The organism is Synechococcus sp. PCC 7502 (assembly GCF_000317085.1).
GTDB lineage: Bacteria > Cyanobacteriota > Cyanobacteriia > Pseudanabaenales > Pseudanabaenaceae > PCC-7502.
The window spans coordinates 907,098-927,800 of the sequence record NC_019702.1 but is presented as its reverse complement, the minus strand read 5'-3'; the positions used below and the strand labels follow the sequence as shown (position 1 = coordinate 927,800).

Genomic DNA, 20,703 nt, shown 5'->3' with positions numbered 1-20,703 from the left:
ACTAAACATACGGTGGACACCAGAATAGATTTTTACTAGAAATATTAAGGGATTCTAAAATGTTGTGCATGATTTTGGTGCAGTACAGCCAATGATCAAGGTTGTCATACATTTGATCGGGGTTAAATTCCACATTGTAATGTAAGACATGATCTAAGCCTGCAAACTCGTGACTGGACTGGGGCGAAAGTAGTAAAAGTTGAAAGGGTTTGTCCCGATTATTGATATGGCACTTGGTTTTGAGTTTCTCGACTAAATCTATAACCCCAGGGCGATCGCATACACCAGTGCGGACAAATAGAACTTGATCACAGTGATTGAGGGTGTACCAAAACCGCTTAGACCTAGCTGCGTAACGAGTTTGCATCCTTTTGTAAATGGGAGTCATATCCCGAACTGGGTCTTCGTCTGCTTCAACTTCGTGGGCAAAGGATAAACCCTGCCATTTAGAGTGATAAATGCGGTTTTGAGCGGGATTATAATGCAGATATTGGGGATTCCACATATCCTCAAATCCTGTAGCGATCGCATCAGCAACATCAGAAATTTTAGTGCTACGGGTCAGATCAAAGGGAAAAGCGGGACCATCATATTCCATTTTATAGAGCATCATTCTTACAGCGCAGCGATCGCCTAGGGGAAGAATTGCCACCCGTTTAATATCGGACAGGTCACATTTATAGCTAAAAAACAAAGCAGACTTGGGGGGAACCTTAACTCGACTTTCCAACCCATCTTTGCCAATCATTAAGGTGCGAAAGGGAGTATCGGGATTAAAGCGGTCGATGTAAACGCCCTGGGGTAGAGCCATTAATGCTGTGCGTACCTGCTGCCACATCGGTTGAATATTATATTGATGTTCGGATTCATTAATAATCCACAGGTAGCGATCGCTGATTTTAAAAATGCCTAGATCACCCTCTTGACATAAAATCTTGGTTGTGGATGGGGCTGAAGTAAAATGATTGAAAGCGGAGCTATAGGTTAGATCGGCATGGGCGGGAATTTTAACGGTGGTATCGATGCTGCCATCTTCTTGAATATATAAATAGGGTGTGGTCGGAAAGTTTTCAGATGGATCAGCAAGGTAAATTCCAAGTATTAATTGCCCTTGAGTTTGTAATGCGGATTGAAATGCAGTTTGGAGTTCTTGCCAATAGGGAGCGATCGCATATTCATACTGACTAGGATTAATAATTCTGATCTGCTCATCTTCAATAAATATCCGAAAGCCATTGCGATCCAGATAAATATCAGTTTGCTGTTGCCAGCGTTTGATGGTTTCCTGAATTTGAGCTTTGGTTATGGCAAAAATATTGGGAACTTGAGGAGCGATCGCCGCATACATTTTCTGATGACCAAGGCTATTGGGATGGGCGGGATCGAAGGATATGCCAGATTGCCAACGTCCTTGCCCGTCTTCTATTGCTGCCAGCCAATCTAAAACAGGTACGCCCCAATTTAACATCCGTCGATGGGTTTCCCAGAGCATTTGTCGATGTTCGCTCTCATATTCACCGTGGGGATAGATTCCCGCAAGGATAGGCATGGCTCCGATCGCTTGGGTCATTTTTATGAGTTGTTGTAATCCCGATTCAAACTTTCTTTTAATGGTGCGTCGTTGCTGGGGAGGACAGGTGGCAAAGCCTTCGTTGCCAAGGGATAGGGCAGTAATCACGATGTCTGGGGATGCGGGCGTTACTACTTGGGAAAATCGGGCGATCGTTCTACTTACATTTGCCCCTGCTTCGGATACATTGATCACCTTATGTCCATAATCTTTGGTTAGGCGATCGCTTAAAAGTGCTGCCCAACCTTGCATTAACCATGCCTTATGCCCTTGGGCGACTGAGCTACCAATAATTACGATTTTTAAGCCCGTTTGATTTTGGGGGTGATTTAAATTTACACTTGCAGGATTTAATTCATAACCAAAGGGATAGGGCTGAATATAACCAAACCCACCATCATCGACTACAGTTACCCGATCGGTATCCGCAGGCAGCCATCGGTTGTTACCCCAGTTTTCCCAAATTACACTACCATCTGGCTTAAGCAGTAGATACTTGTAGTTAATATTAGCTGTTTTTGCAAAGCTGATTTTTTGTGGTGTTTGCCAAAGGGGATATTCTGCCTTGGACGTAGTTAGAGGTATAGCTTTTGCCACATCCCAGTTCCCTAACTCCTCTGTGGAACCAACTACAGCGATCGCCTCTCCGATCTGTGTATATGCTCGAATCTGGAATTGATACATAGGTTCTTTCTAGAATTAGCAAGAAGATAGCATAGAAAGCTGAGGGACTGGCTTAAGGAGAAGTTAAGGCAAACCTGCGATCGCTCTAATAATTTAACTAATTTAACTTTTGCCTCAAATTGTCGATCGCCTCTAAATAACTCGGAATCTTTTCACCCCCCAGTTCACAGGCTTTACGATCCACACTAATCGGATCATTGCCCCAAAATACCTTACCCAACTCTACTGATTTCCCTTTATCTGGCTTCCAATCGAGACTTTCCAGCTTGCGATCGCCATCTACCACAGCCCCATCAAATAAATGCCCAATACAAAAATACACATCCTGTAAAATTAACGACACACTGGGACGATGCAACTGCCCACGGGAATTAGGACTGCGAGCTTTATAGTGCGATCGGGGAAATAAGCCATACAAATTCTTTAAGGAAGCGGAAATTAAAGGCTCATCTTTGAGAATGGTGCGCTTAAATGCCCCCACCGTAATCCGACAATCTACTTCCTCTAATAGAGTAGGTGCAAGCATAGTTTTAAATCGTACAGGATTAGGCTGCAAATTCTGATATTCCTTACAGGGCAATGTATCCGCATCTAAAACCTGCATTCCCTCATCTAGTAAATTTCCTACCCCTTGGCGATCGCATATTTCCCGTAAAGACAAAGCCGAACATACCCCTTCCACAATCAGAATTTCTGCATCTGGACTTGCTGCCCGTAATCCCTGCAAGACCTTTGCTAATACCTTTATACTCACAGTGACTGGTGCTTTATTAGGGTAGCCTAAATTGGGTTTAACTAGTATTCTTTTAGCAGCGATCGCTTGTTGGGGAGGGGCATAAACAAAATCTTTAGTATCCGCAACATTAACCGCTTGATCCCTTTGAAATTGCAAATGAGATTTCAGATTTAATGAAGCCATTATTTACCAAATCGTCTCAAGACTTAAGCTAAATTCAGGCAGGACATTTTCTCCCGAGAGGGAATTAGGATTTTCCAGAATTTCCACCGATTGACCAAAGCGATAAATTTCCACTTGCCGATCCTTGCGATTAATCAACCAACCCAGTCTTGTGCCGTTATCCTGATATTCCTTCATCTTTGTTTGAGTAATTATCAAATTATCATTAGGGGACATTAACTCAATCACAAAATCTGGACAGATCGGGGCAAATTTTGCTTGTTGTGCTGGGCTTAATGCTTCCCATCTTTCTTTGAGTATCCATGACACATCAGGCGATCGCATGGCACCATTGGGTAAAATAAAACCTGCGGAAGTACCAAATGCTACACCAAGTTTTTTCCTTTCATTCCAATTCCAAAGCTGTCCGCTTAACTCAAAGCTAACTCTGCCCGTATCACTTCCTTCAGGTGCCATAATTGCCAAATCCCCTTGAGCATTGCGTTCAAATCTAAGTTCAGAGTGTTGCTGACACAGTTCAAACAGCTTGTCGTCACTAAGATCAATAATTGTATCTATGCTAATAGTCAGACTTTCCATAGTTTCTACCTCTAAGCGATCGCTCAAGCTTGATCTAATTATTACAGAGCTTCACTCCAGATTTACTGGCACTAATTATTGCCGTAATTCCATTCTTAACTGTAAGCTTAGAAGCTCAGGATAACCAATAAAATTTACCTACAATCATCAGGATAAGCAATCAACGACTATGTTAAAGAATGACATCTGGATCAAAGAAATGGCTGAGAAAGGAATGATTACACCCTTTCAACCCTCACAGGTACGCTCTGTAGATAGTCATCCTGTGATTTCCTATGGTCTAAGTAGTTTTGGCTATGATATTCGCCTGAGTCCCAAGGAATTTAGAATATTTAGGCATATACCTGGTACAGTCGTCGATCCCAAACGATTTAGTCCCGATAATCTGGAAACTGCCAAACTCCACACAGACGGTAAAGATGCTTTTTTTATCCTGCCTGCCCACTCCTACGGTTTAGGTGTTGCTTTGGAACGTTTGGAAATGCCTGATAACATTACTGCTATTTGTATGGGAAAATCCACTATGGCAAGGGTAGGAGTGATCGCTAATATTACCCCCGTGGAAGCAGGCTGGCGCGGATATTTAACTCTAGAATTTTCTAACTCTTCCAGTGCTGATTGTCGGGTTTATGCCAATGAAGGCATTGTGCAATTACTATTCCTAGAAGGTGAACCCTGCTCAGTCAGTTATCAATCCCGTCAGGGTAAGTACCAAGATCAAACGGAAGTAGTCACGATCGCCCGTGTTTAAACCTGTATTTAAGCAATATCCCCCTTCCTAAGTAATTTTTAGGAAAGGGGACATGAATTAATTAACTAAACTAATTAACTACTTTATTTAGCCCATTGAATTAAACGAGGTTCGTAGGCATTTGCTAGGCTAGGATGCTTAGGTAAAATCCGTAAAGCTAAACCATGCAAGCCACTACCTGTGTAGCTAGTTTCGCCTAGATAAACCCCGTATCCATCAGTAGAACAGGTTTCCAAGGTCATTGCTGTTGCCAGTCCTTTGACAATATGACCATTTTCGGCAACTTCACCTTGATAAAGTTCAACTTGGACATCATCACAGGTCAATCCGCCCAAATATACTTGAGCTTTGACAGCGATCGGCTGGTTAACCCTAACTTCTGAGGTTTCAGAAATATCGATGGAAGTAATTGCTACACTATGCCACTGCTGTTCCAGTTTTTGTTTCCAGATTGATAATTCCTTGGCTTTTGCATAATGATCATCATGGAGTTGAACAAAGCGATCGCTAGCGGGAATATAAGCCTCGATCGCATAGTCTCTAACCATACGGGCAGTATTAAATAAAGGGGTATTTAAGCGAATAGCTTCCTTCATTTTTGCCACCCAACCTCTAGGAACCCCATCTTCAGTGCGGTTATAGAACAAAGGCAGAGCATCTTTTTCTAAAAGTTCATAAATAGCATTAGATTCAACCCGATTTTGATAAGACAAGTCATCATATTCTTCGCCTAAGCCAATGGGCCAACCAGTTTTAACATAGTCTGCCTCATCCCACCAACCATCGAGGACGCTCATATTGGCACAACCATTCATTGCTGCTTTCATACCACTGGTACCAGATGCTTCACGGGGACGCAAAGGTGTATTTAGCCAAATATCACAACCAGCCAACATCAAACCAGATACATAGGTATCATAATCTTCAATAAAGACAATACTGTGACGGACATCATGTTCACGACTGAAACGCACAATATCTCGAATTAGTTCTTTACCCGGAGTGTCTTTAGGGTGAGCTTTACCAGCAATGATGAATTGGAGCTTACGGGTGCGATCGCAGAGTAATTTCTTAATCCGATCTCGATCTAACAGGAATAAAGTTCCCCGTTTATAGGTGGCAAACCTTCTTGCAAAGCCAATGGTTAAGGCGGTTGGGTCTAGTGCCTCCCCTGCTTCTTGAATTTCCGCCGATGATGCTCCCCACTTACTTAGCTGCTTTTTTAACCGCTCACGGGCAAATACGACTAATCTTGCCTTGGCTCTTTGGTGATTCCGCCATAACTCTTCATCGGGAATAGTGGAGATGCGATCCCAAATTTTTTGATCCTCTGGATCGGCTGATGACCAACTAGGTCCAAAATAGCGATCATAGAGGGTTTGCGTATCTTCCTGTACCCAAGTGCGGGCATGAACCCCATTGGTAATAGAGGTAATTGGGACTTCATCCGTTGGTAGCTGATCCCACAGTCCATTAAACATTTGGCGAGATACCGCTCCGTGTAGCTTACTTACCCCATTAATATAGGTTGCCATTTTGATCGCAAAGTTTGCCATACTAAACGGCTCATTGTGATCCTGAGGATTAAGTCTGCCCAGGGCTAAAAAGTCATCTTTGGAAATTTTCAGGCGATCGCAATAATTGCCTAAGTAGTACCAAACCTTATCAGCAGGAAATAAATCAATCCCCGCAGGTACTGGAGTGTGGGTTGTAAAAATCTGGGTCGATTGTGCCATTTGGGCTGCTTCTTTAAAGTTCAAGCCATCATTTAGCATTAAGCTTGTCAAACGCTGTAAAGATAAAAAGCCAGCGTGACCCTCGTTCATGTGATAGGCGGTTGGTTTTAGTCCTAGTGCTTCTAGCATTTTGGTGCCACCGATTCCCAGCATCATTTCTTGGCGAATTCTGACATCTATATCGCCACCGTAAAGATAATCGGTAATATCTTGATCTTCTTGGTTATTGGGTTCAATGTTTGTGTCCATTAAGTACAAAGGTACCGAACCGACCTGAATGCGCCAAATTCTGGCATAGACAGGTTTAAACCCATTGCCATTACTGTTGGGATAATCGACACTAATATGCAGTTCCGAGCCATCAGGATTACGCTCTAGATGAATGGGCATATTGAAAAAGTCATTGATCGGATACCGTTCCTGTTGCCAACCATCGGGATTTAGGTATTGGGCAAAGTAGCCTTTTTGATAGAGCAAACCGACACCCACCAAGGGTAAGCCGAGATCACTAGCAGACTTAAGGTGATCTCCCGCTAAAATGCCTAAGCCCCCAGAATAAATCGGTAAACAGTCCGTTAAGCCAAATTCGGCGGAGTAGTAGGCATAGCATTCCGTAGGAGCAGCTTCACAGGAACGATGACGGGCATACCAAGTGCGCCGTGCCAAATAATCATCTAGTTGTTGGGCAGAACGCTCCATTTGTGCCACAAACCCATCGTCTTCGGTGGCAGCTTGCAAACGCTCTTGACTAATTGTACCTAGCATTAACACAGGGTTATGGCGGGTTGCATCCCAAAGCTCTGGATCAAGGCGGCGAAATAAATCTTTGATCTCGACGTTCCAACTCCAATAAAGGTTATATGCCAGCTTTCTTAGAGGTTCTAGCTTCTCTGGAATGGCAGGGGTGACGTTAAATGTACGAATTGGCTGCATAGCTCTGCTGTTCTTTAAGTTATGTATGTTTAAGGATATTGGACAAAAATGTTAGGTAATGACTAGGTAATTCTAGATCACAAAATTTAAGAGTACTAAATCCTGCTCTATTTCCTTAAGCTTTTTCCTAATTTGTGGTTGCAGATATTAAATCAAGTCAGTAATCTTGCTGCCCAAGTAAGTTAGTAAATTATCAGTTACCGCTAGACTATCTACTCCCATGGCAATACATAGCAGCATTAGGTAAAGAATGGAATACTTAAATACATCACGGGCAGCAAGGCGATCGCTAGAATTTTTGATTAGCTTTATCGCCTTAAAAATAAACACTATACCTAAGCTGACAGCAGTAATTCCGTAAACAGCACCCATAACGTGCAAAGGATAAACTAGCAGTAAAGTTACTGGCACTAATAAAATTGTGTAAGCCAAGATTTGCCAACTGGTAGATTCGCAGCCTTCAACCACAGGTAACATGGGTACACCAACCTTGGCATATTCATCTTTAATCATTAATGCTAAAGCCCAAAAGTGGGGAGGAGTCCAGACAAAAATGATCGCAAATAATACCCATGCTGCCCAACTCAGTTCACCTGTAACTGCTGCCCAACCAACCAAAGGTGGAATGGCACCTGCTGCCCCACCAATTACAATATTTTGGGTGCTAGAACGCTTCAGCCAGATCGTGTAAACCCCTACATAGACTGCAATCCCAGACATTGCCAAGCCTGCTGCTAATAAATTTGCAAATACATAGAGCAAACTAAAGGAAATTAGGGCGAGGGCGATCGCAAAGATTAAAGCATCCCTAGGACTAACTCGACCCGAAGGCAAAGGACGACTGCGAGTCCGCTCCATCACATAATCAATATCTCGATCATAGATACAGTTAATGGTATTGGCACTGGCGGCAGCTAATGCTCCACTACATACAGTGACTAATAGTAATAGGGGATCAACCTTGCCTGCACTGGCAATCCACATTGCACCTGCGGTGGTGATTAATAATAAAACTATAATTCGAGGTTTGGTGAGTTGAAAGTAGCTTTGTACTATTTCTGACAAGTCCCGATTGCGACGGTCAGCATAGGTTATATTTTGCATCGATCAAACTCCTAAAGCTTATTTTTAAATTATTGCTCTGTTTAACTGGAAATAACTGAAACCGAATGATTTTGACTGCGAAATCCCAAAACCGTCAGGATAATCATGCTCCCCAGTAATAAAGCTCCGACAGATTGATGAGCAACTGTTAACGGCTCAACTTGCAGGTGTAATTTATAGGTAGCAAAGCCGATCGCCACTTGCATAAATAAAAAAACTACGGCAACTGCACCCATAGCTTTAACTGTAGAGTCAATACTTTTACTGTAAGCGCACCAAAACCCAATAGCCAAGACCGATAGGCAGACTGGAATTATGCCTAATAAGTGGTTATTCATAACCGCACATAAGCTATTAGAATATGCCAAACATTGATGCAATGCCCACTGGGAAGCAACTAATCCGCCTAGAATGCTTTGACCATAGATTAAAATCGCTGTGACAAGACTAAACCAAGGTAATTTACCCGAATTGCCATCAGGCTTATAGGGAAATAAGGCACTAGCACCCACCGTTAGTGTAGAGAAAAATAATAACCCCGTGCCTAAGTGGGCGGTGACAATATCAAATCGGAGTAACTCAGTGACAGTAAAAGCTCCTAAAGCTCCTTGGATAATTACTAGAATTAAGGCTCCCAGACCAAACCAAGGTAACCATTGGGGTAAAGATTTACGAAACCACCAAGTTGAGCCTGCGAGAATAATTGAGGCAAACCCAAGGCTGGAGGCAACTAAGCGATGAAACCACTCTAAAAAAACCTGTAAGTTCATCTGCTCCGTAGGCACAAACTCGCCATAGCATAGGGGCCAATCAGGGCAGGATAAACCTGCATTCATGACTCTAGTAGCACTACCTAATGCCATTAAAAACAGCGTAGCGATCGCCATTAAGATCACTAAACGCCGAATATAAACTAGAAGATTAGGGGAATTTGAATCTAGTGACCGTTCAGAGCTAAAGGATTCAAGCATTCGCAAAAGTTAAAATTGTTAGGCTAAGAATTATTACACAGCTATGAGTAATCATACGGTCACATACTAAGAGATATTAAGGAGTCCCTAGGAAGTTTTAATAATTTCTTCATTAATATCGAAAATATCTCAACTAAATCAAGACGCTTGGCTCTAAATCTGGCTACAATAAAATACTGCTTTCTAATCAAATTTTTAATCAAGAATTAGAACAAAGTAGTGCGGTTCACTCTGGATCAAGGAAAGAAGTAAAGATGGATGTAATTCCGGCGATCGATATATTAGATGGGCATTGTGTCAGGCTATATCAAGGCGATTATCAGCAATCAGAAATATTTGGTGATGATCCTGTGGAAGTAGCGCAGCAATGGTATAGTCAGGGCGCAAAATACCTTCATGTGGTTGATTTAAATGGAGCAAGGGAAGGGGAACCTAAAAATCTAAAAATTATAGAAGCGATCGCCCGCTCAATTCCTATCCATGTCCAAGTTGGCGGCGGTTTGCGCGATCGAAATAGCATTTTGGCAGTCCTAGGAACTGGAGTTAGTCGGGTAATTCTCGGGACAGTCGCCGTAGAAAAACCTCAACTAGTTGCTGATATCTGTGCTGAATTCCCAGAACAAATTTTGGTGGGGATCGATGCCCGTGATGGCAAGGTGGCGACTAGGGGTTGGCTAGAAACATCTGAAGTAGTGGCAACAGAATTAGCAAAACGCATGACTAATATCGGCGTGGCTGGAATTATATATACCGACATCTATCGTGATGGTACGATGCAAGGCGCAAATCTGGAAGCACTAGCGCATTTAGCGACAAACATAAATGTACCAGTTATCGCTTCTGGTGGTATTAGTTCAATTAGTGACTTACTTGGTGTTATGAGCCTAGAACCGTTAGGAGTGACTGGGGCAATTTTAGGCAAATCAATATATACAGGCAGTATCGATCTAAAACAAGCAATTAGAGCCGTAGGTAATGGCAGATGGCAAGATGTTCCTCCAGAGCTAGGAACTGCGATCGCCTAATTTTAGGTATAGTTCAGCTAAAGTTCATCTTCATCATCAGTTAGCAAATTATTCTTTGAGACTTTTAGCTGCTTCCAAAGTAACTTAATCTGCTTATATGCCTCAATCGGGGGAATTTTACCCCCATTTTCCAAAGCACATATAATTGTGACTCTATGACTAAATTCTTGAAGATTCGCATCAAATAAGAGCTTCTCTGGCGAAAAATCTCCATAAAATCGACCTGTAGGATACAGAAATTCATCTTTCCCAGTAGGATCAGGCATTTGATTTGCTATGTATATAGTTGATTAGATTAATTTTAATCTGAGTTTACGAAACTGGTTGAGGTTGTACAGCTTTTAAGGCTTTTGCTAATCTTGCCTTTTTACGCGCCCCATTGTTAGGATGCAGAATACCATTTTTGACAGCTTTGTCAATTTTGCTAAATGCTAGAGACAGTTTAGTGTTTGCGGTTTCCAAAGACTCTTCCCCAGGAGCAGTTTGGTAGTTATTCACTGCATCAAAATACTTTTTCATGAGAGTTTTGACAGCAGACTTATAGGATTTGTTACGCAAACGATTTCGTTCACTGATTTGAGCACGTTTTGCTGAAGACTTGATATTTGCCACGACTTTAAGTTAAAAAATACAGCGTTAATTATCGTAGCATTACTAACTAGAAAAGCTGCCTTAAATTCTTAAATAAATTCCTAATCAGCCAATATCAAAAATTTAACTGGTTGACAAACTACTTTTAGAAAAAAAGTTTACTTCCTCCTAAAGTATATTTTTCAATAGGCTATGATATGGTTTATGATACTATCCCAACTTAAATTAAAGTTATTTTTGCGGCAGCATAGCTCAGTTGGTTAGAGCGACGGTCTCATAATCCGTAGGTCCCCGGTTCAATTCCGGGTGCTGCTATTAGTTTATATCAAGTCTTTTAAAGCAAATATTCGGTAAGCATTTCAAGCGATCACATTATGGCGGTCTAGGGTAAGCAAAGGTTATTTATGATAAGTTTTTAATGTCCTAGCAATTGTCCTAAACAAATTCCCAACATGGATTGCAGCGATGCGTTGGATTTTGGCTCCAAAAATCAAAACCCTTATCCCATCTGTTTTCTAGTAATCCCGCCTTATCCCACCGATCCAATTTCTAATCTGGCGTTAGAAAGATTGTAAAAAAGTTAGTGTCATTGCAAATTTTCTGGAAATTGTGGTTCGAGGATTTGGTTAGTCGCATAGGGACAATCTGAGGGTAAGTCTGGATAATCAAGAGGTGTTTCTCGCACAGCCAAAGCAAGAGCTATTTCATAGGCATCAATTATGGCTTGATTGAGATAGGGCTTTAAGATGGGATTTTCCTTTAAATGCAGTGTGATGCGATCCAGTTGTTCGATAATGGTTGACCGCCAGTTTTTACCGCGCAATTGGGGTTGAAATTCCTGCTTCAGTAAATGTCCGATCAAAACACCCAAACGATTGCGAAGTTCTTGTTTTTGCTGATTACCCAATGACTCAATTTCCTCCACCAAATTCTCTATGTCCTAGGATTGCCATTGACCTTGCCTTAATAGTGCTGACTGCTCCTGTGTCCAAGTATAAAAGTCAACTTCATATAAATCAGTAGCTAAATCAGGACTAGTTTTTACTGACAGTTCCAGCTTGGAATCAAGCATTATGTTCAAGCCTGCAATACTTTACAGATACATACCCATAACAAACCAGACCTACCATGCCATAGGTGTAAAATCTTTATCATTAGCGATCGCCCTGAAATGTATCCCTGACTAACACCCTGAAAACCATTTTGCCGAAATTTCTCGCGTTTATGCAGTTGAGGTGCTTTGTAAATAGTTACTGTCACAATAGTCTAATGTAGTATCTATATTTTAAAAGCTTAATAGCATGGCTACAGTATTAGCAATTGAAACCAGTTGTGATGAAACCGCAGTCGCAGTGGTGAGCGATCGCCAGATTCTTAGTAACATCATTACCTCCCAGATTAAAATTCATGCGGAGTTTGGTGGAGTAGTACCAGAAATTGCGGCTAGGAATCATTTGGAGACAATTAATTATGCGATCGCTCAGGCATATCAGGAATCAGGATTAACTTGGCATGAAATAGATGGCATTGCTGTAACTGCTGCCCCCGGACTAATTGGCTCATTAATGATTGGCATGACCGCCGCTAAAACTCTGTCTTTAATTCATCAGAAACCACTAATAGGCGTACATCATTTAGAGGGACATATTTTTTCTGCCTTCTTAGCGGAACCAAGCCTAGAACCACCATTTTTATGTTTATTAGTATCGGGTGGACATAGCAGTTTAATTTTAATAAAAGACTACGGACAATACCAAGTTTTGGGTAGAACCCGTGATGATGCTGCGGGAGAGGCTTTTGATAAGGTGGCTCGGCTACTGGGACTAGGTTATCCTGGTGGACCTGCTATTGATCAGGTGGCAAAACAAGGAAATCCCAAAGCCTTTAAGTTTCCACAAGGACATATTCCTAATTTTCCCTACGATTCTAGTTTTAGTGGTTTAAAGACTTCGGTACTGCGCCAAACTGAAAAATTTACAGAAGAGATTCCTGTGGCGGATATTGCTGCTAGTTTTCAAGAAACCGTGGCATTGGCTTTAAGTACAAGGGCAATTAACTGTGCTGTAGAAAATGATCTAGGTACGATCGTGGTTGTAGGTGGGGTTGCTGCTAATTCAGCGTTGCGATCGCATTTAAATCATCTGGCACAAATTCACAATCTGCACCTAGTATTTCCGCCCTTGGTTTTATGTACAGATAATGCCGCTATGATTGGTTGTGCTGGCGCAATGCACCTAAAACGGGGAGAGGTTTCGGATTTAAGTTTGCGATCGTATGCTCGTATGGACATCACCGAGAGTCAAAGCCTGTATCAAGCCATACACTAAATCTATGGGGTCTGGTTTAGGTTGTAGGTAAAATTTCTAAAAAATCTGAGTTGAACTATCATGTGAAAGTCTCAAATAAAGTTTCAGTAGTTAATAATTTTTCTGTGCAAAATCTTCTCCAAACCCTGTGGGCAGTAATAGGACTATTCCTAACAACGGGGGCGACGTTTTTACAGGGCTATATCATTGGTGGCAATTTAGCAATTCAACCAATTAATGTCAGCTTACAAATTGGGGCTGTCCTACTTACGGGATGTGTTGGAGGGAAGAATGCGGGGATGTTTGCCCAAGTTATGTATTTATTTCTGGGACTAACGGACTATGGGGTATTTTTCCAAGGTGGTGGGATTAACTACTGGCGATCGCCTGCCTTTGGATTTCTCTTAGGATTTGTGCCTGCGGGCTATCTTTGTGGATTTCTAGCATTTAAGGGCAAGGGTAAAGTTACTCTCACTCAACTCACGCTAATTTGTACGTTAGGATTAATCGTCATTCACCTTGTGGGCGCAATCTATCTGATCTTGCTGGGACTATTAACTGGTACTTCAGATGATCCTTTCCCTTTTGCTGAAAACCTGATGCAGTATTCAGTCCAAAAAATACCTGGGCAGTTCTTAATAGTTTGCACTACGGCTTTACTCTCTTACCTGCTGCGGTTGATTCTTTTGTATTAGATATTAGATCAACTCACCTTTAGATCACCTCAAATATAGACTTTAAGCAGTTTTAAGAAGTTGTTGCCGTTCTACTGCTTCAAATAGTGCTTGAAAATTTCGTTCTCCAAACCCGTGGGCAAGATTTTGGCGTTGGATAATTTCTAAAAAGAAAGTTGGTTCATTAAATATGGGCTTAGTAAAAATTTGCATCAAGGTCTGTCCTGAAATGATATTTTGCCGTTCGATTAAAATTGGTGGTGATGTTTCTAAAAAATCAATGCCCCGTTGCTTTAATTTAGCGACAGTGGCGGAAATGTCATCGGTCAGTAGGGCTAAGTGTTGAACTCCTGCGCCGTTATTATAATTTAGAAAATCTTGAATTTGGGAATTGGGTGTGGATGGCTCATTAAGCGGAACTTGAATCGGGTGAGTTGGATCATGATCTACTGATTTCATAACTACACTACGCAGGGCAGAATATGGAGTTTGAATTGTAAAGCGATCGCCTTGGTGTAAACCCATATTTTCGTACCAAGCTGCGGTGGAGGATATTTCAGCAACATTAACCACGACATGATCGATCGCTGTAAATAAATTACTAGACTCTTGATTTTGGTAAATTTTTTGATTTTGCTCAATTACAGTTGAATATGGCACAAAGGTATGTATGATATCTCCCCACGGTGGGATTAAATTAGGTGCCGGTTCTTTGACCGCAAAGCCAATTTCACCAATGCCTTGGGGATGCTTTTCTAGGTATTTTGCTACGGGACTATGCCGATTTAATGCCTGAGAAACTCGGATTTGGACTTTTTCCTGTTGGAGGATGATCGTGTGCGTGTGATTACTATCTGTGGTGGCGATCGCTTGAAAGTCTAAGCAAAATTCAAACCACTTCTGCCAAAAAGCTGCATCCTGAACATAGAAATTGACATGGTGAATATACAGTAAATTTGTCGATTTCATAATTCTCTTAGAACTTTTCAGAGGCAATATTTGGGCTTATTCCTGACTTAATCCTATATTTGGGATATTTGGGCTTAGGTGATATACAGTCCTAGCTTGTATTCTAATGGTAGCTTGTCCGTTCTAAGGTATAAAAAGCCTGCAAAATATCAATTCATTCAATCTCAACTGTATAGCAGTCACAAGTGATTTGTGAAATGGTTTCACCCCCCCCACAAGGTTTCTAGCTTAGGAGAGTTTTTAGATTTGAACCACGCTGGTCACAAGTGATTTGTGAAATGGTTTCACCCCCCACCTACTCAATCCGTTTAGGATTGCTATAGTACAGAAACCGACAAAAGACTGTCAGAATTAATATTCAGTATTAAAAATCAAGATCAAAAATCAAGATCAAAAATCAAGATCAAAAATTAAAACCTAAAATCTTAAAGCCTAAAATAAATGTCGGAAATAACTGAAATTTTATGTGTCAGCAATGGACATGGGGAAGATCAAATTGCCGCTCGTGTTTGTACGGAATTATCAGCACTCAAACCTAAACGACTATCAATTACCGCCCTGCCCCTAGTTGGAGTTGGTCATGCCTATCGGTCTGCTCAGATTGCGATCGCTACAGAAGTTAACCCCAAATTACCAATTACGCAAAAATTACCGACGGGGGGCTTTAGCCGTATGGATAGTAAAGAGCTTTTAAAGGATATACGGGGCGGATTAATTGGACTAACTTGGCGGCAGTTACAACTAATTTGGCGATGGTCTTGTCAAAATCCCCAAAGACTTATCCTTGCTGTCGGAGATATTGTACCTTTAGTTTTGGCATGGTTACCCACTTGGCAGGGCGGTTGTAATTATGTATTTATAGCCACGGCAAAATCTGAATATTACTGGCGCGATCGCCATGGCAAATTAGCAAATGTTCCTAAACCCTTGGGTGGTTCTACTTTTTATCCGTGGGAGCGATCACTAATCTCCAATCGTCACTGTAAAGCTGCATTTGTACGGGATCAACTCACCGCCGAGTTTTTGCAAGATTCATTTAAGTTACCTGTGCAGTATTTGGGTAATCCGATGATGGATGGACTAGAGCCTTCGGGCTTAGATTTAGGGATTAAGTCTGAAGAATGGGTCATGGCAATTTTACCCGGTTCTCGCACCCCAGAGGCTTATGAAAACTGGGCTACGCTTTTAGTAGCAATTCAAGGGATTATGCGAAAACTGACTGAACCAATTAACTTTTTAGCGGCGATCGCCCCTGATTTAGCCCTAGAAAAATTAGGAGAACTATTAATCCAAAAGGGCTGGCTACAGCTCGATCTGCATACCTATGTCCAAAATCTTGCCAAACTGCATTTAGTCACCCAAGGATATGGGGATTGTTTGCATTTAGCGCACTTGGGCTTGGCGATGGCTGGTACTGCCACGGAACAATTAGTCGGATTAGGTAAGCCTGTAATTACCATTATGGGTAGAGGTCCGCAATTTACGCCCAGTTTTGCCCGAGATCAAGCCAGATTATTAGGACAGTCGATAATCTTAGTGGAAAATCCCACCCAAGTTAATGAAGCGATCGCCCTACTGCTGAATAACCCTGATTATTTTCAAATTGCTGTAATTAATGGGAAAGAACGCATGGGAGAAGCGGGAGCCGCCCAACGCATTGCCAAGTATATTTTGGCTTGAAACCATAGTAAAATCTTCCTGTAGCTTTCCCTTTAGAAAAAAGGCACAACCTGCCGAATTAGCTTGCGCAGCTTTAACAAATCAATTAAATATTGCAGTTTGTCAGACACCAAAAATCTGGGTGGAATATTCTCAATCGATTGCTTTAAAGATTCACCTAGTTCAATATATTCAGCCGCACTTAGTAAACTCCCATCTACTGGCGATCGGGCTTCCGTATAAATTTCTGTGCGTAACACCTCTTCGGGTATGTCTTCATTATTTTTTATATTGTTAGCATCGTTAGTAATACTAGAACCAGATGGACTTACTGAAGTTTCAGCGATCGCAGGCAAAGATATGCCCATTAAACATAAACCGATAACTAAACCCTTACCTACCCAACCGATTTGGTACACCTTGGCATCCTCCTGCAATTGTCCGCCGTGTTTTACTTCCACCCCATGCACAAAGATATTGGCGATTTTCATCAGATAGGTCTTTAGCATAGCTAAAATCTGCTTCTTCGACCACAGCCCCAGTATATTCACCCGTAACAAAATTAGGTAGATGTTGGCGATCGCGGGGGGAAGCAGTAGCAATATCACCACAGAAAAAACTAACTTTACTTAAGTCCGTATTCCGCATATTGGCACGACATAAAATCGCCCCAAACAGATTTGCCCCCGTCAGATTACAGCCACTGAAGTTAGTTTTAATAAAATTTGCCCCCGTCAAATCCACATAGCGTAGATCGGAATTGCTAATATCCTTGCCCGCCAACATTAATCCCAAGTTAATTACCCGCACCCCATGCTCTAAATCCACCACATAGCCCCCAGAGCCATCTAAAATCGCCCGCCCTAATAAACCATCCCGTTTCAAAGGAGCTAGTAAATTTGCACTGGACAAAAATCGAATAATTTTAGCTCTCCCGTCAGCGTCGGAACTACCTAACAAGGCTGAAGTTCTTGCCTGGGCGATCGCCCGTTCTAGGGGCCAGTCTTCCATTTGTCCTTGGGCATCTAAAATCAAGTCCGAAATACCCTGAAAATAAGTATCTATGGTTTGCTGCTGGGTAATTGAGTTTTGTTGTCCCGTTAGTTTTTCGGAAATCTCATTTTGCCGCCATGCCACCCACACTGCCAAGATCGCAATTAAAATCTGCCCCACGGCACCGAGCGCATCCCAACGCAACCCATTAAACCAAATCCAAAAGGCATCATCCAGCTTAGTCAAGGTGCCAAATATTACTAGTCCCGCCGAAGCGATCGCCGCCGCCAAACTCACATCCCAATGCTTACCTAGAGGAGAGTTAGCTAAGCCTTTACCAATCGCAGGGATCAAAATCGGTAATACAATTACGCTAGCTACCCCAATGGCAGGTAAAACCCATTGACGACTGCCGCTTACTAAACCCCAGATGGCGATCGCAATGCAACCACTAGCAATAACTAAGACTAATAACTTGAGACGGGGGGCAGATACCAAAGTAGAGTGATATTAGAGTGGGATTATTCTGACTCTAAAAATCTAACAGAAAACCCCATCAAAGGATAGACTATAGTTCAGCGATCTTAAGTTCAGCGATTTTACTTGCTACTATCATGGAAATTTTTGCAGCAGTTCTTACGGGTTTATTAGGAGTAGCAGGTGCGCCCGGAGTTGTGATCGATCGCCTGATTACTGATGCGCTACGGGGACAACTAGTACGAGCGGATCAACTGGAAGTCAGACTAGATAATACTCCCAACTATCAACTACTTCAGGGCAGAATTGATCGAGTGCGCCTTGCTGGTCGAGGTATTTATCTATCCTCATTTCTCCGCATTGATACCGTTGATCTAGAATCTGACCCCATTAGTATTGATCCTGCTTTCCTCCAGTCTGGACAGTTAAAGCTAGTTGCTCCCGCCCAAGCCGCCGTAAGGGTAATCTTAAAAGCCGCAGATATTAATCAGGCACTGCGATCGCCCACTATTAGCAAATCCTTTCAAGGTATTAAACTCAGTCTTTCTCCCACCACAGGGAATAATACCAGGGCTGAGGAATTTGATTTAGTTAATCCCGAAGTCACCTTTTTAGAAGATAACCGTCTGCGCGTTAATGCCACCCTTCAGCCCGTTAGCAACCCAAAATCTGGACTAGAAATTGCGATCGAGGCAAAGATTGCTCTGGTGGATAGCACCCGTATCGAGCTACTATCACCCACAATCAACCTCCAAGGCATCAAAGTTCCAGAGCAAATTACCAATACCTTGGCACAGGGCATAAATAAACTCCTAGATTTTAGTGCATTGGAATCATCAGGTATATATGCACGCATCTTAAAACTAGAAGTTACAGATTCACAATTGCAGCTAATTGGCTTTGCCCGCATGGAGATACCCAGAAGTAACTAGACATCTATGCTTAGACTGATTCTAAATACATACAATGTAATTAACAATTAGGGAACTGCAAATGGCAAATAAACGACTCTTTGCGATACTACAACAAGGAGCAACCGTATGGAATGCTTGGCGTGAGGAAAATAGCCACCTCACCTACATTGATATGAGCGAAGCAAAATTTTTTGATGTTAACCTCAGTACTGCCCGACTCAGTGGGGTAAATCTTTACAAAGCTTTTCTAGGAGAAGCAAACCTGAAAATGGCGATTTTAAGTATGGCTAATTTGAGTTGCGCCAACCTTAGTGCGGCTGATCTCTCCACTGCCAATTTAATCGGTGCCAATCTTAGTGAATCAAACCTATCAAGAGCAAATTTGTTAAGGGCAAACATGGGTAGTACCATTTTAAGTGGAGCCAATTTAGTCGGTGCTAATCTCAGTGAAGCAAACTTAAATGAAGCCTACTTAAGTATGGCAGATATAAGTAGTGCTAATTTGTGTGAAACAACCTTAATCAAAGCATTTTTATCTAATAGCAACCTTGAAGGTGCAAATCTAACTAAAGCTAATTTAACTAATGCTGATTTAGTCAAAGTAAATTTTAGTAATGCTAACCTAACTGAATCCAAACTAGTTAAAGCTAATCTGTCGGGTGGAAACTTAGTTGGAGCCGATCTAAGTGGAGCCGATCTAAGTGGAGCCGATCTAAGTGGAACCAACTTAACAAAAGCCAATTTTAATAATGCCAATCTTAGTAATGCCAACCTTAGTAATGCGGATTTAAGTTTTGCTAGTCTGGCTCGAACTAATTTAACCGAAGCTAACTTGACATCTGCACTTTTTTTAACCGCCTATACCAGTGGAGCTAACCTCAGTGGCACAATTATGCCCGATGGTAAAATTCATAATTAGTAATTAATTAAACCTATACGCTTGGGGTATTATGCTAACTAAAGTAATTACTACCTTCTCCAACCCCAAATAGCCGTGTCAGATAAATCACAACTTAGCATAATTCTTAGAGGCGCTACTGAGTGGAATAATTGGCGCAGCTTGCATACGGTTTCTTTAATTGATCTAAGTGGTGCTGATTTAACTAGGGCATTTTTAGCAAAAATAGATTTAAGTAAAGCTAATCTTGCCAGTGCCATTCTGAATTGGGCTGTTTTGCATAAAGCTAATTTAGTTGGAGCCAATTTTAATTCTGCTCAGTTAAATGGAGCCAATCTGAGTGAAGCTTTAGCCAGTGGTACCAACTTCACCCTTGCTAATCTGAGTAGTAGCATTTTAAGTGGGATCAGTTTACGGGGAGCTGTACTGAAAGAATCAAATTTGGGGAATGCCTACATTAGTACTTCTGATCTGAGTGGTGCCAATCTTACCGCCGCTAACCTTAGGTCTGCGTCTTTATATAAGTCTAATTTATCCCTAGCAATTCTAACTCAAGCCACCCTTGCTGAGGCGGATCTATCTGATGCTAGTTTTACCGAGGCTAATCTCGATACGGCGAATATTAGTGATGCGGATTTAACTAATGCAAATTTGCGCTGGGCAACTCTGAGGGATGCTAATCTCAGAGGCTCTATTTTGACTGGAGCTAATGGCAATTTGGCAAACTTCACGGGGGCAAACCTGAGTCAGGCAGTTTTAAGGGGTATTAATTTAACTAATGCTGATTTGAGTAATGCCAAGTTAAATGCTGCCGACCTCAGTAACGCTAACTTGGTAGGAGCAAGCCTAGTAGGGGCAAACTTAACATCAGCTGATCTTACGGGGGCAAATATAACTAACGCTGATTTATCTGGGGCAGTAATGCCAGATGGTTCAATTCATGCTTGAGA

20 protein-coding genes, 1 tRNA gene and 1 pseudogene are annotated in these 20,703 nt (G+C 41.8%); 9 read left to right on the top strand and 13 right to left on the bottom strand.

Going from position 1 to position 20,703, the window contains the following annotated elements:
- Nucleotide 1: 1 nt before the first annotated feature.
- The 3 genes from SYN7502_RS04565 to SYN7502_RS04555 form a co-directional block, all read right to left on the bottom strand.
- Nucleotides 2–2,254 (bottom strand): DUF1796 family putative cysteine peptidase, encoded by a 2,253-nt coding sequence (locus SYN7502_RS04565; RefSeq protein ID WP_015167706.1) that lies wholly within the window; start codon nucleotides 2,252–2,254, stop codon nucleotides 2–4.
- Nucleotides 2,255–2,351: 97 nt separating this feature from the next.
- The gene (locus tag SYN7502_RS04560; protein ID WP_015167705.1) at nucleotides 2,352–3,173 is read right to left on the bottom strand and encodes a DUF362 domain-containing protein; all 822 of its coding nucleotides are present in this window, start codon (nucleotides 3,171–3,173) and stop codon (nucleotides 2,352–2,354) included.
- A gap of 3 nt (nucleotides 3,174–3,176) precedes the next feature.
- A complete protein-coding gene (locus tag SYN7502_RS04555) occupies nucleotides 3,177–3,752 on the bottom strand; it encodes a Uma2 family endonuclease (protein WP_015167704.1) in 576 nt (191 codons plus the stop codon).
- A 169-nt stretch (nucleotides 3,753–3,921) separates the two neighbouring features.
- On the opposite strand from SYN7502_RS04555, the gene dcd reads away from it, so the two are divergent.
- Entirely contained in the window at nucleotides 3,922–4,503 is a 582-nt protein-coding gene (dcd, locus tag SYN7502_RS04550) for a dCTP deaminase (RefSeq protein WP_015167703.1), read from the top strand.
- Between the two features lie 83 nt (nucleotides 4,504–4,586).
- Here the strand turns inward: dcd and glgP are convergent, their stop codons facing one another.
- From glgP to SYN7502_RS04535, 3 genes are all read right to left on the bottom strand, one after another.
- Nucleotides 4,587–7,172 (bottom strand): alpha-glucan family phosphorylase, encoded by a 2,586-nt coding sequence (gene glgP / locus SYN7502_RS04545; RefSeq protein WP_015167702.1) that lies wholly within the window; start codon nucleotides 7,170–7,172, stop codon nucleotides 4,587–4,589.
- Between the two features lie 147 nt (nucleotides 7,173–7,319).
- A complete protein-coding gene (locus tag SYN7502_RS04540; protein WP_015167701.1) occupies nucleotides 7,320–8,276 on the bottom strand; it encodes a heme o synthase in 957 nt (318 codons plus the stop codon).
- Nucleotides 8,277–8,317: 41 nt separating this feature from the next.
- Entirely contained in the window at nucleotides 8,318–9,247 is a 930-nt protein-coding gene (locus tag SYN7502_RS04535) for a COX15/CtaA family protein (RefSeq protein ID WP_015167700.1), read from the bottom strand.
- Between the two features lie 254 nt (nucleotides 9,248–9,501).
- On the opposite strand from SYN7502_RS04535, the gene hisA reads away from it, so the two are divergent.
- Nucleotides 9,502–10,272, top strand: coding sequence for a 1-(5-phosphoribosyl)-5-[(5-phosphoribosylamino)methylideneamino]imidazole-4-carboxamide isomerase (gene hisA, locus SYN7502_RS04530; protein ID WP_015167699.1), 771 nt, complete (start codon nucleotides 9,502–9,504; stop codon nucleotides 10,270–10,272).
- Nucleotides 10,273–10,289: 17 nt separating this feature from the next.
- On the opposite strand, the gene SYN7502_RS04525 is transcribed toward hisA, so the two are convergent.
- Together SYN7502_RS04525 and rpsT are read right to left on the bottom strand one after the other, a co-directional pair.
- Nucleotides 10,290–10,538: a DUF7219 family protein gene (locus tag SYN7502_RS04525; RefSeq protein WP_015167698.1), complete on the bottom strand. Its 249-nt coding sequence runs from the start codon at nucleotides 10,536–10,538 to the stop codon at nucleotides 10,290–10,292.
- A 46-nt stretch (nucleotides 10,539–10,584) separates the two neighbouring features.
- The gene (gene rpsT, locus SYN7502_RS04520) at nucleotides 10,585–10,884 is read right to left on the bottom strand and encodes a 30S ribosomal protein S20 (RefSeq protein WP_015167697.1); all 300 of its coding nucleotides are present in this window, start codon (nucleotides 10,882–10,884) and stop codon (nucleotides 10,585–10,587) included.
- A gap of 220 nt (nucleotides 10,885–11,104) precedes the next feature.
- Between rpsT and SYN7502_RS04515 the strand changes: the two genes are divergently transcribed.
- A tRNA-Met gene (locus SYN7502_RS04515) sits at nucleotides 11,105–11,178 on the top strand.
- Nucleotides 11,179–11,449: 271 nt separating this feature from the next.
- Here the strand turns inward: SYN7502_RS04515 and SYN7502_RS04510 are convergent.
- Nucleotides 11,450–11,935: pseudogene (locus SYN7502_RS04510) on the bottom strand (DUF29 domain-containing protein).
- A 5-nt stretch (nucleotides 11,936–11,940) separates the two neighbouring features.
- A complete protein-coding gene (locus tag SYN7502_RS19575; protein ID WP_144050172.1) occupies nucleotides 11,941–12,123 on the bottom strand; it encodes a hypothetical protein in 183 nt (60 codons plus the stop codon).
- A gap of 41 nt (nucleotides 12,124–12,164) precedes the next feature.
- Between SYN7502_RS19575 and tsaD the strand changes: the two genes are divergently transcribed.
- Nucleotides 12,165–13,190 (top strand): tRNA (adenosine(37)-N6)-threonylcarbamoyltransferase complex transferase subunit TsaD, encoded by a 1,026-nt coding sequence (gene tsaD / locus SYN7502_RS04505; RefSeq protein WP_015167696.1) that lies wholly within the window; start codon nucleotides 12,165–12,167, stop codon nucleotides 13,188–13,190.
- A 104-nt stretch (nucleotides 13,191–13,294) separates the two neighbouring features.
- Entirely contained in the window at nucleotides 13,295–13,864 is a 570-nt protein-coding gene (locus SYN7502_RS04500; RefSeq protein ID WP_041429891.1) for a biotin transporter BioY, read from the top strand.
- A 42-nt stretch (nucleotides 13,865–13,906) separates the two neighbouring features.
- Here the strand turns inward: SYN7502_RS04500 and SYN7502_RS04495 are convergent, their stop codons facing one another.
- Nucleotides 13,907–14,812: a 4-hydroxyphenylpyruvate dioxygenase family protein gene (locus SYN7502_RS04495; RefSeq protein ID WP_015167694.1), complete on the bottom strand. Its 906-nt coding sequence runs from the start codon at nucleotides 14,810–14,812 to the stop codon at nucleotides 13,907–13,909.
- A 441-nt stretch (nucleotides 14,813–15,253) separates the two neighbouring features.
- Here SYN7502_RS04495 and SYN7502_RS04490 point away from each other — a divergent pair, with 441 nt between their 5' ends.
- A complete protein-coding gene (locus SYN7502_RS04490; protein ID WP_015167693.1) occupies nucleotides 15,254–16,492 on the top strand; it encodes a lipid-A-disaccharide synthase-related protein in 1,239 nt (412 codons plus the stop codon).
- A 32-nt stretch (nucleotides 16,493–16,524) separates the two neighbouring features.
- Here the strand turns inward: SYN7502_RS04490 and SYN7502_RS04485 are convergent, their stop codons facing one another.
- Together SYN7502_RS04485 and SYN7502_RS04480 are read right to left on the bottom strand one after the other, a co-directional pair.
- Nucleotides 16,525–16,890: a hypothetical protein gene (locus tag SYN7502_RS04485; RefSeq protein ID WP_015167692.1), complete on the bottom strand. Its 366-nt coding sequence runs from the start codon at nucleotides 16,888–16,890 to the stop codon at nucleotides 16,525–16,527.
- On the bottom strand, nucleotides 16,865–17,962 hold the full coding sequence (locus tag SYN7502_RS04480; protein WP_015167691.1) for a pentapeptide repeat-containing protein: 1,098 nt from the start codon (nucleotides 17,960–17,962) through the stop codon (nucleotides 16,865–16,867). The genes SYN7502_RS04485 and SYN7502_RS04480 overlap by 26 nt, the downstream gene beginning before the upstream one ends.
- 116 nt (nucleotides 17,963–18,078) lie before the next feature.
- On the opposite strand from SYN7502_RS04480, the gene SYN7502_RS04475 reads away from it, so the two are divergent.
- From SYN7502_RS04475 to SYN7502_RS19260, 3 genes are all read left to right on the top strand, one after another.
- Nucleotides 18,079–18,873 (top strand): LmeA family phospholipid-binding protein, encoded by a 795-nt coding sequence (locus tag SYN7502_RS04475; protein WP_015167690.1) that lies wholly within the window; start codon nucleotides 18,079–18,081, stop codon nucleotides 18,871–18,873.
- A 61-nt stretch (nucleotides 18,874–18,934) separates the two neighbouring features.
- Nucleotides 18,935–19,774: a pentapeptide repeat-containing protein gene (locus SYN7502_RS04470; RefSeq protein ID WP_015167689.1), complete on the top strand. Its 840-nt coding sequence runs from the start codon at nucleotides 18,935–18,937 to the stop codon at nucleotides 19,772–19,774.
- A gap of 75 nt (nucleotides 19,775–19,849) precedes the next feature.
- Entirely contained in the window at nucleotides 19,850–20,701 is an 852-nt protein-coding gene (locus SYN7502_RS19260) for a pentapeptide repeat-containing protein (protein WP_015167688.1), read from the top strand.
- Nucleotides 20,702–20,703: the final 2 nt, after the last annotated feature.

Coding starts and splice junctions, on each gene's coding strand:
- SYN7502_RS04565 (WP_015167706.1), bottom strand. CDS start 2,254: ATGTATCAATTCCAGATTCGAGCATATACACAGATCGGAGAGGCGATC.
- SYN7502_RS04560 (WP_015167705.1), bottom strand. CDS start 3,173: ATGGCTTCATTAAATCTGAAATCTCATTTGCAATTTCAAAGGGATCAA.
- SYN7502_RS04555 (WP_015167704.1), bottom strand. CDS start 3,752: ATGGAAAGTCTGACTATTAGCATAGATACAATTATTGATCTTAGTGAC.
- dcd (WP_015167703.1), top strand. CDS start 3,922: ATGTTAAAGAATGACATCTGGATCAAAGAAATGGCTGAGAAAGGAATG.
- glgP (WP_015167702.1), bottom strand. CDS start 7,172: ATGCAGCCAATTCGTACATTTAACGTCACCCCTGCCATTCCAGAGAAG.
- SYN7502_RS04540 (WP_015167701.1), bottom strand. CDS start 8,276: ATGCAAAATATAACCTATGCTGACCGTCGCAATCGGGACTTGTCAGAA.
- SYN7502_RS04535 (WP_015167700.1), bottom strand. CDS start 9,247: ATGCTTGAATCCTTTAGCTCTGAACGGTCACTAGATTCAAATTCCCCT.
- hisA (WP_015167699.1), top strand. CDS start 9,502: ATGGATGTAATTCCGGCGATCGATATATTAGATGGGCATTGTGTCAGG.
- SYN7502_RS04525 (WP_015167698.1), bottom strand. CDS start 10,538: ATGCCTGATCCTACTGGGAAAGATGAATTTCTGTATCCTACAGGTCGA.
- tsaD (WP_015167696.1), top strand. CDS start 12,165: ATGGCTACAGTATTAGCAATTGAAACCAGTTGTGATGAAACCGCAGTC.
- SYN7502_RS04495 (WP_015167694.1), bottom strand. CDS start 14,812: ATGAAATCGACAAATTTACTGTATATTCACCATGTCAATTTCTATGTT.
- SYN7502_RS04490 (WP_015167693.1), top strand. CDS start 15,254: ATGTCGGAAATAACTGAAATTTTATGTGTCAGCAATGGACATGGGGAA.
- SYN7502_RS04475 (WP_015167690.1), top strand. CDS start 18,079: ATGGAAATTTTTGCAGCAGTTCTTACGGGTTTATTAGGAGTAGCAGGT.
- SYN7502_RS04470 (WP_015167689.1), top strand. CDS start 18,935: ATGGCAAATAAACGACTCTTTGCGATACTACAACAAGGAGCAACCGTA.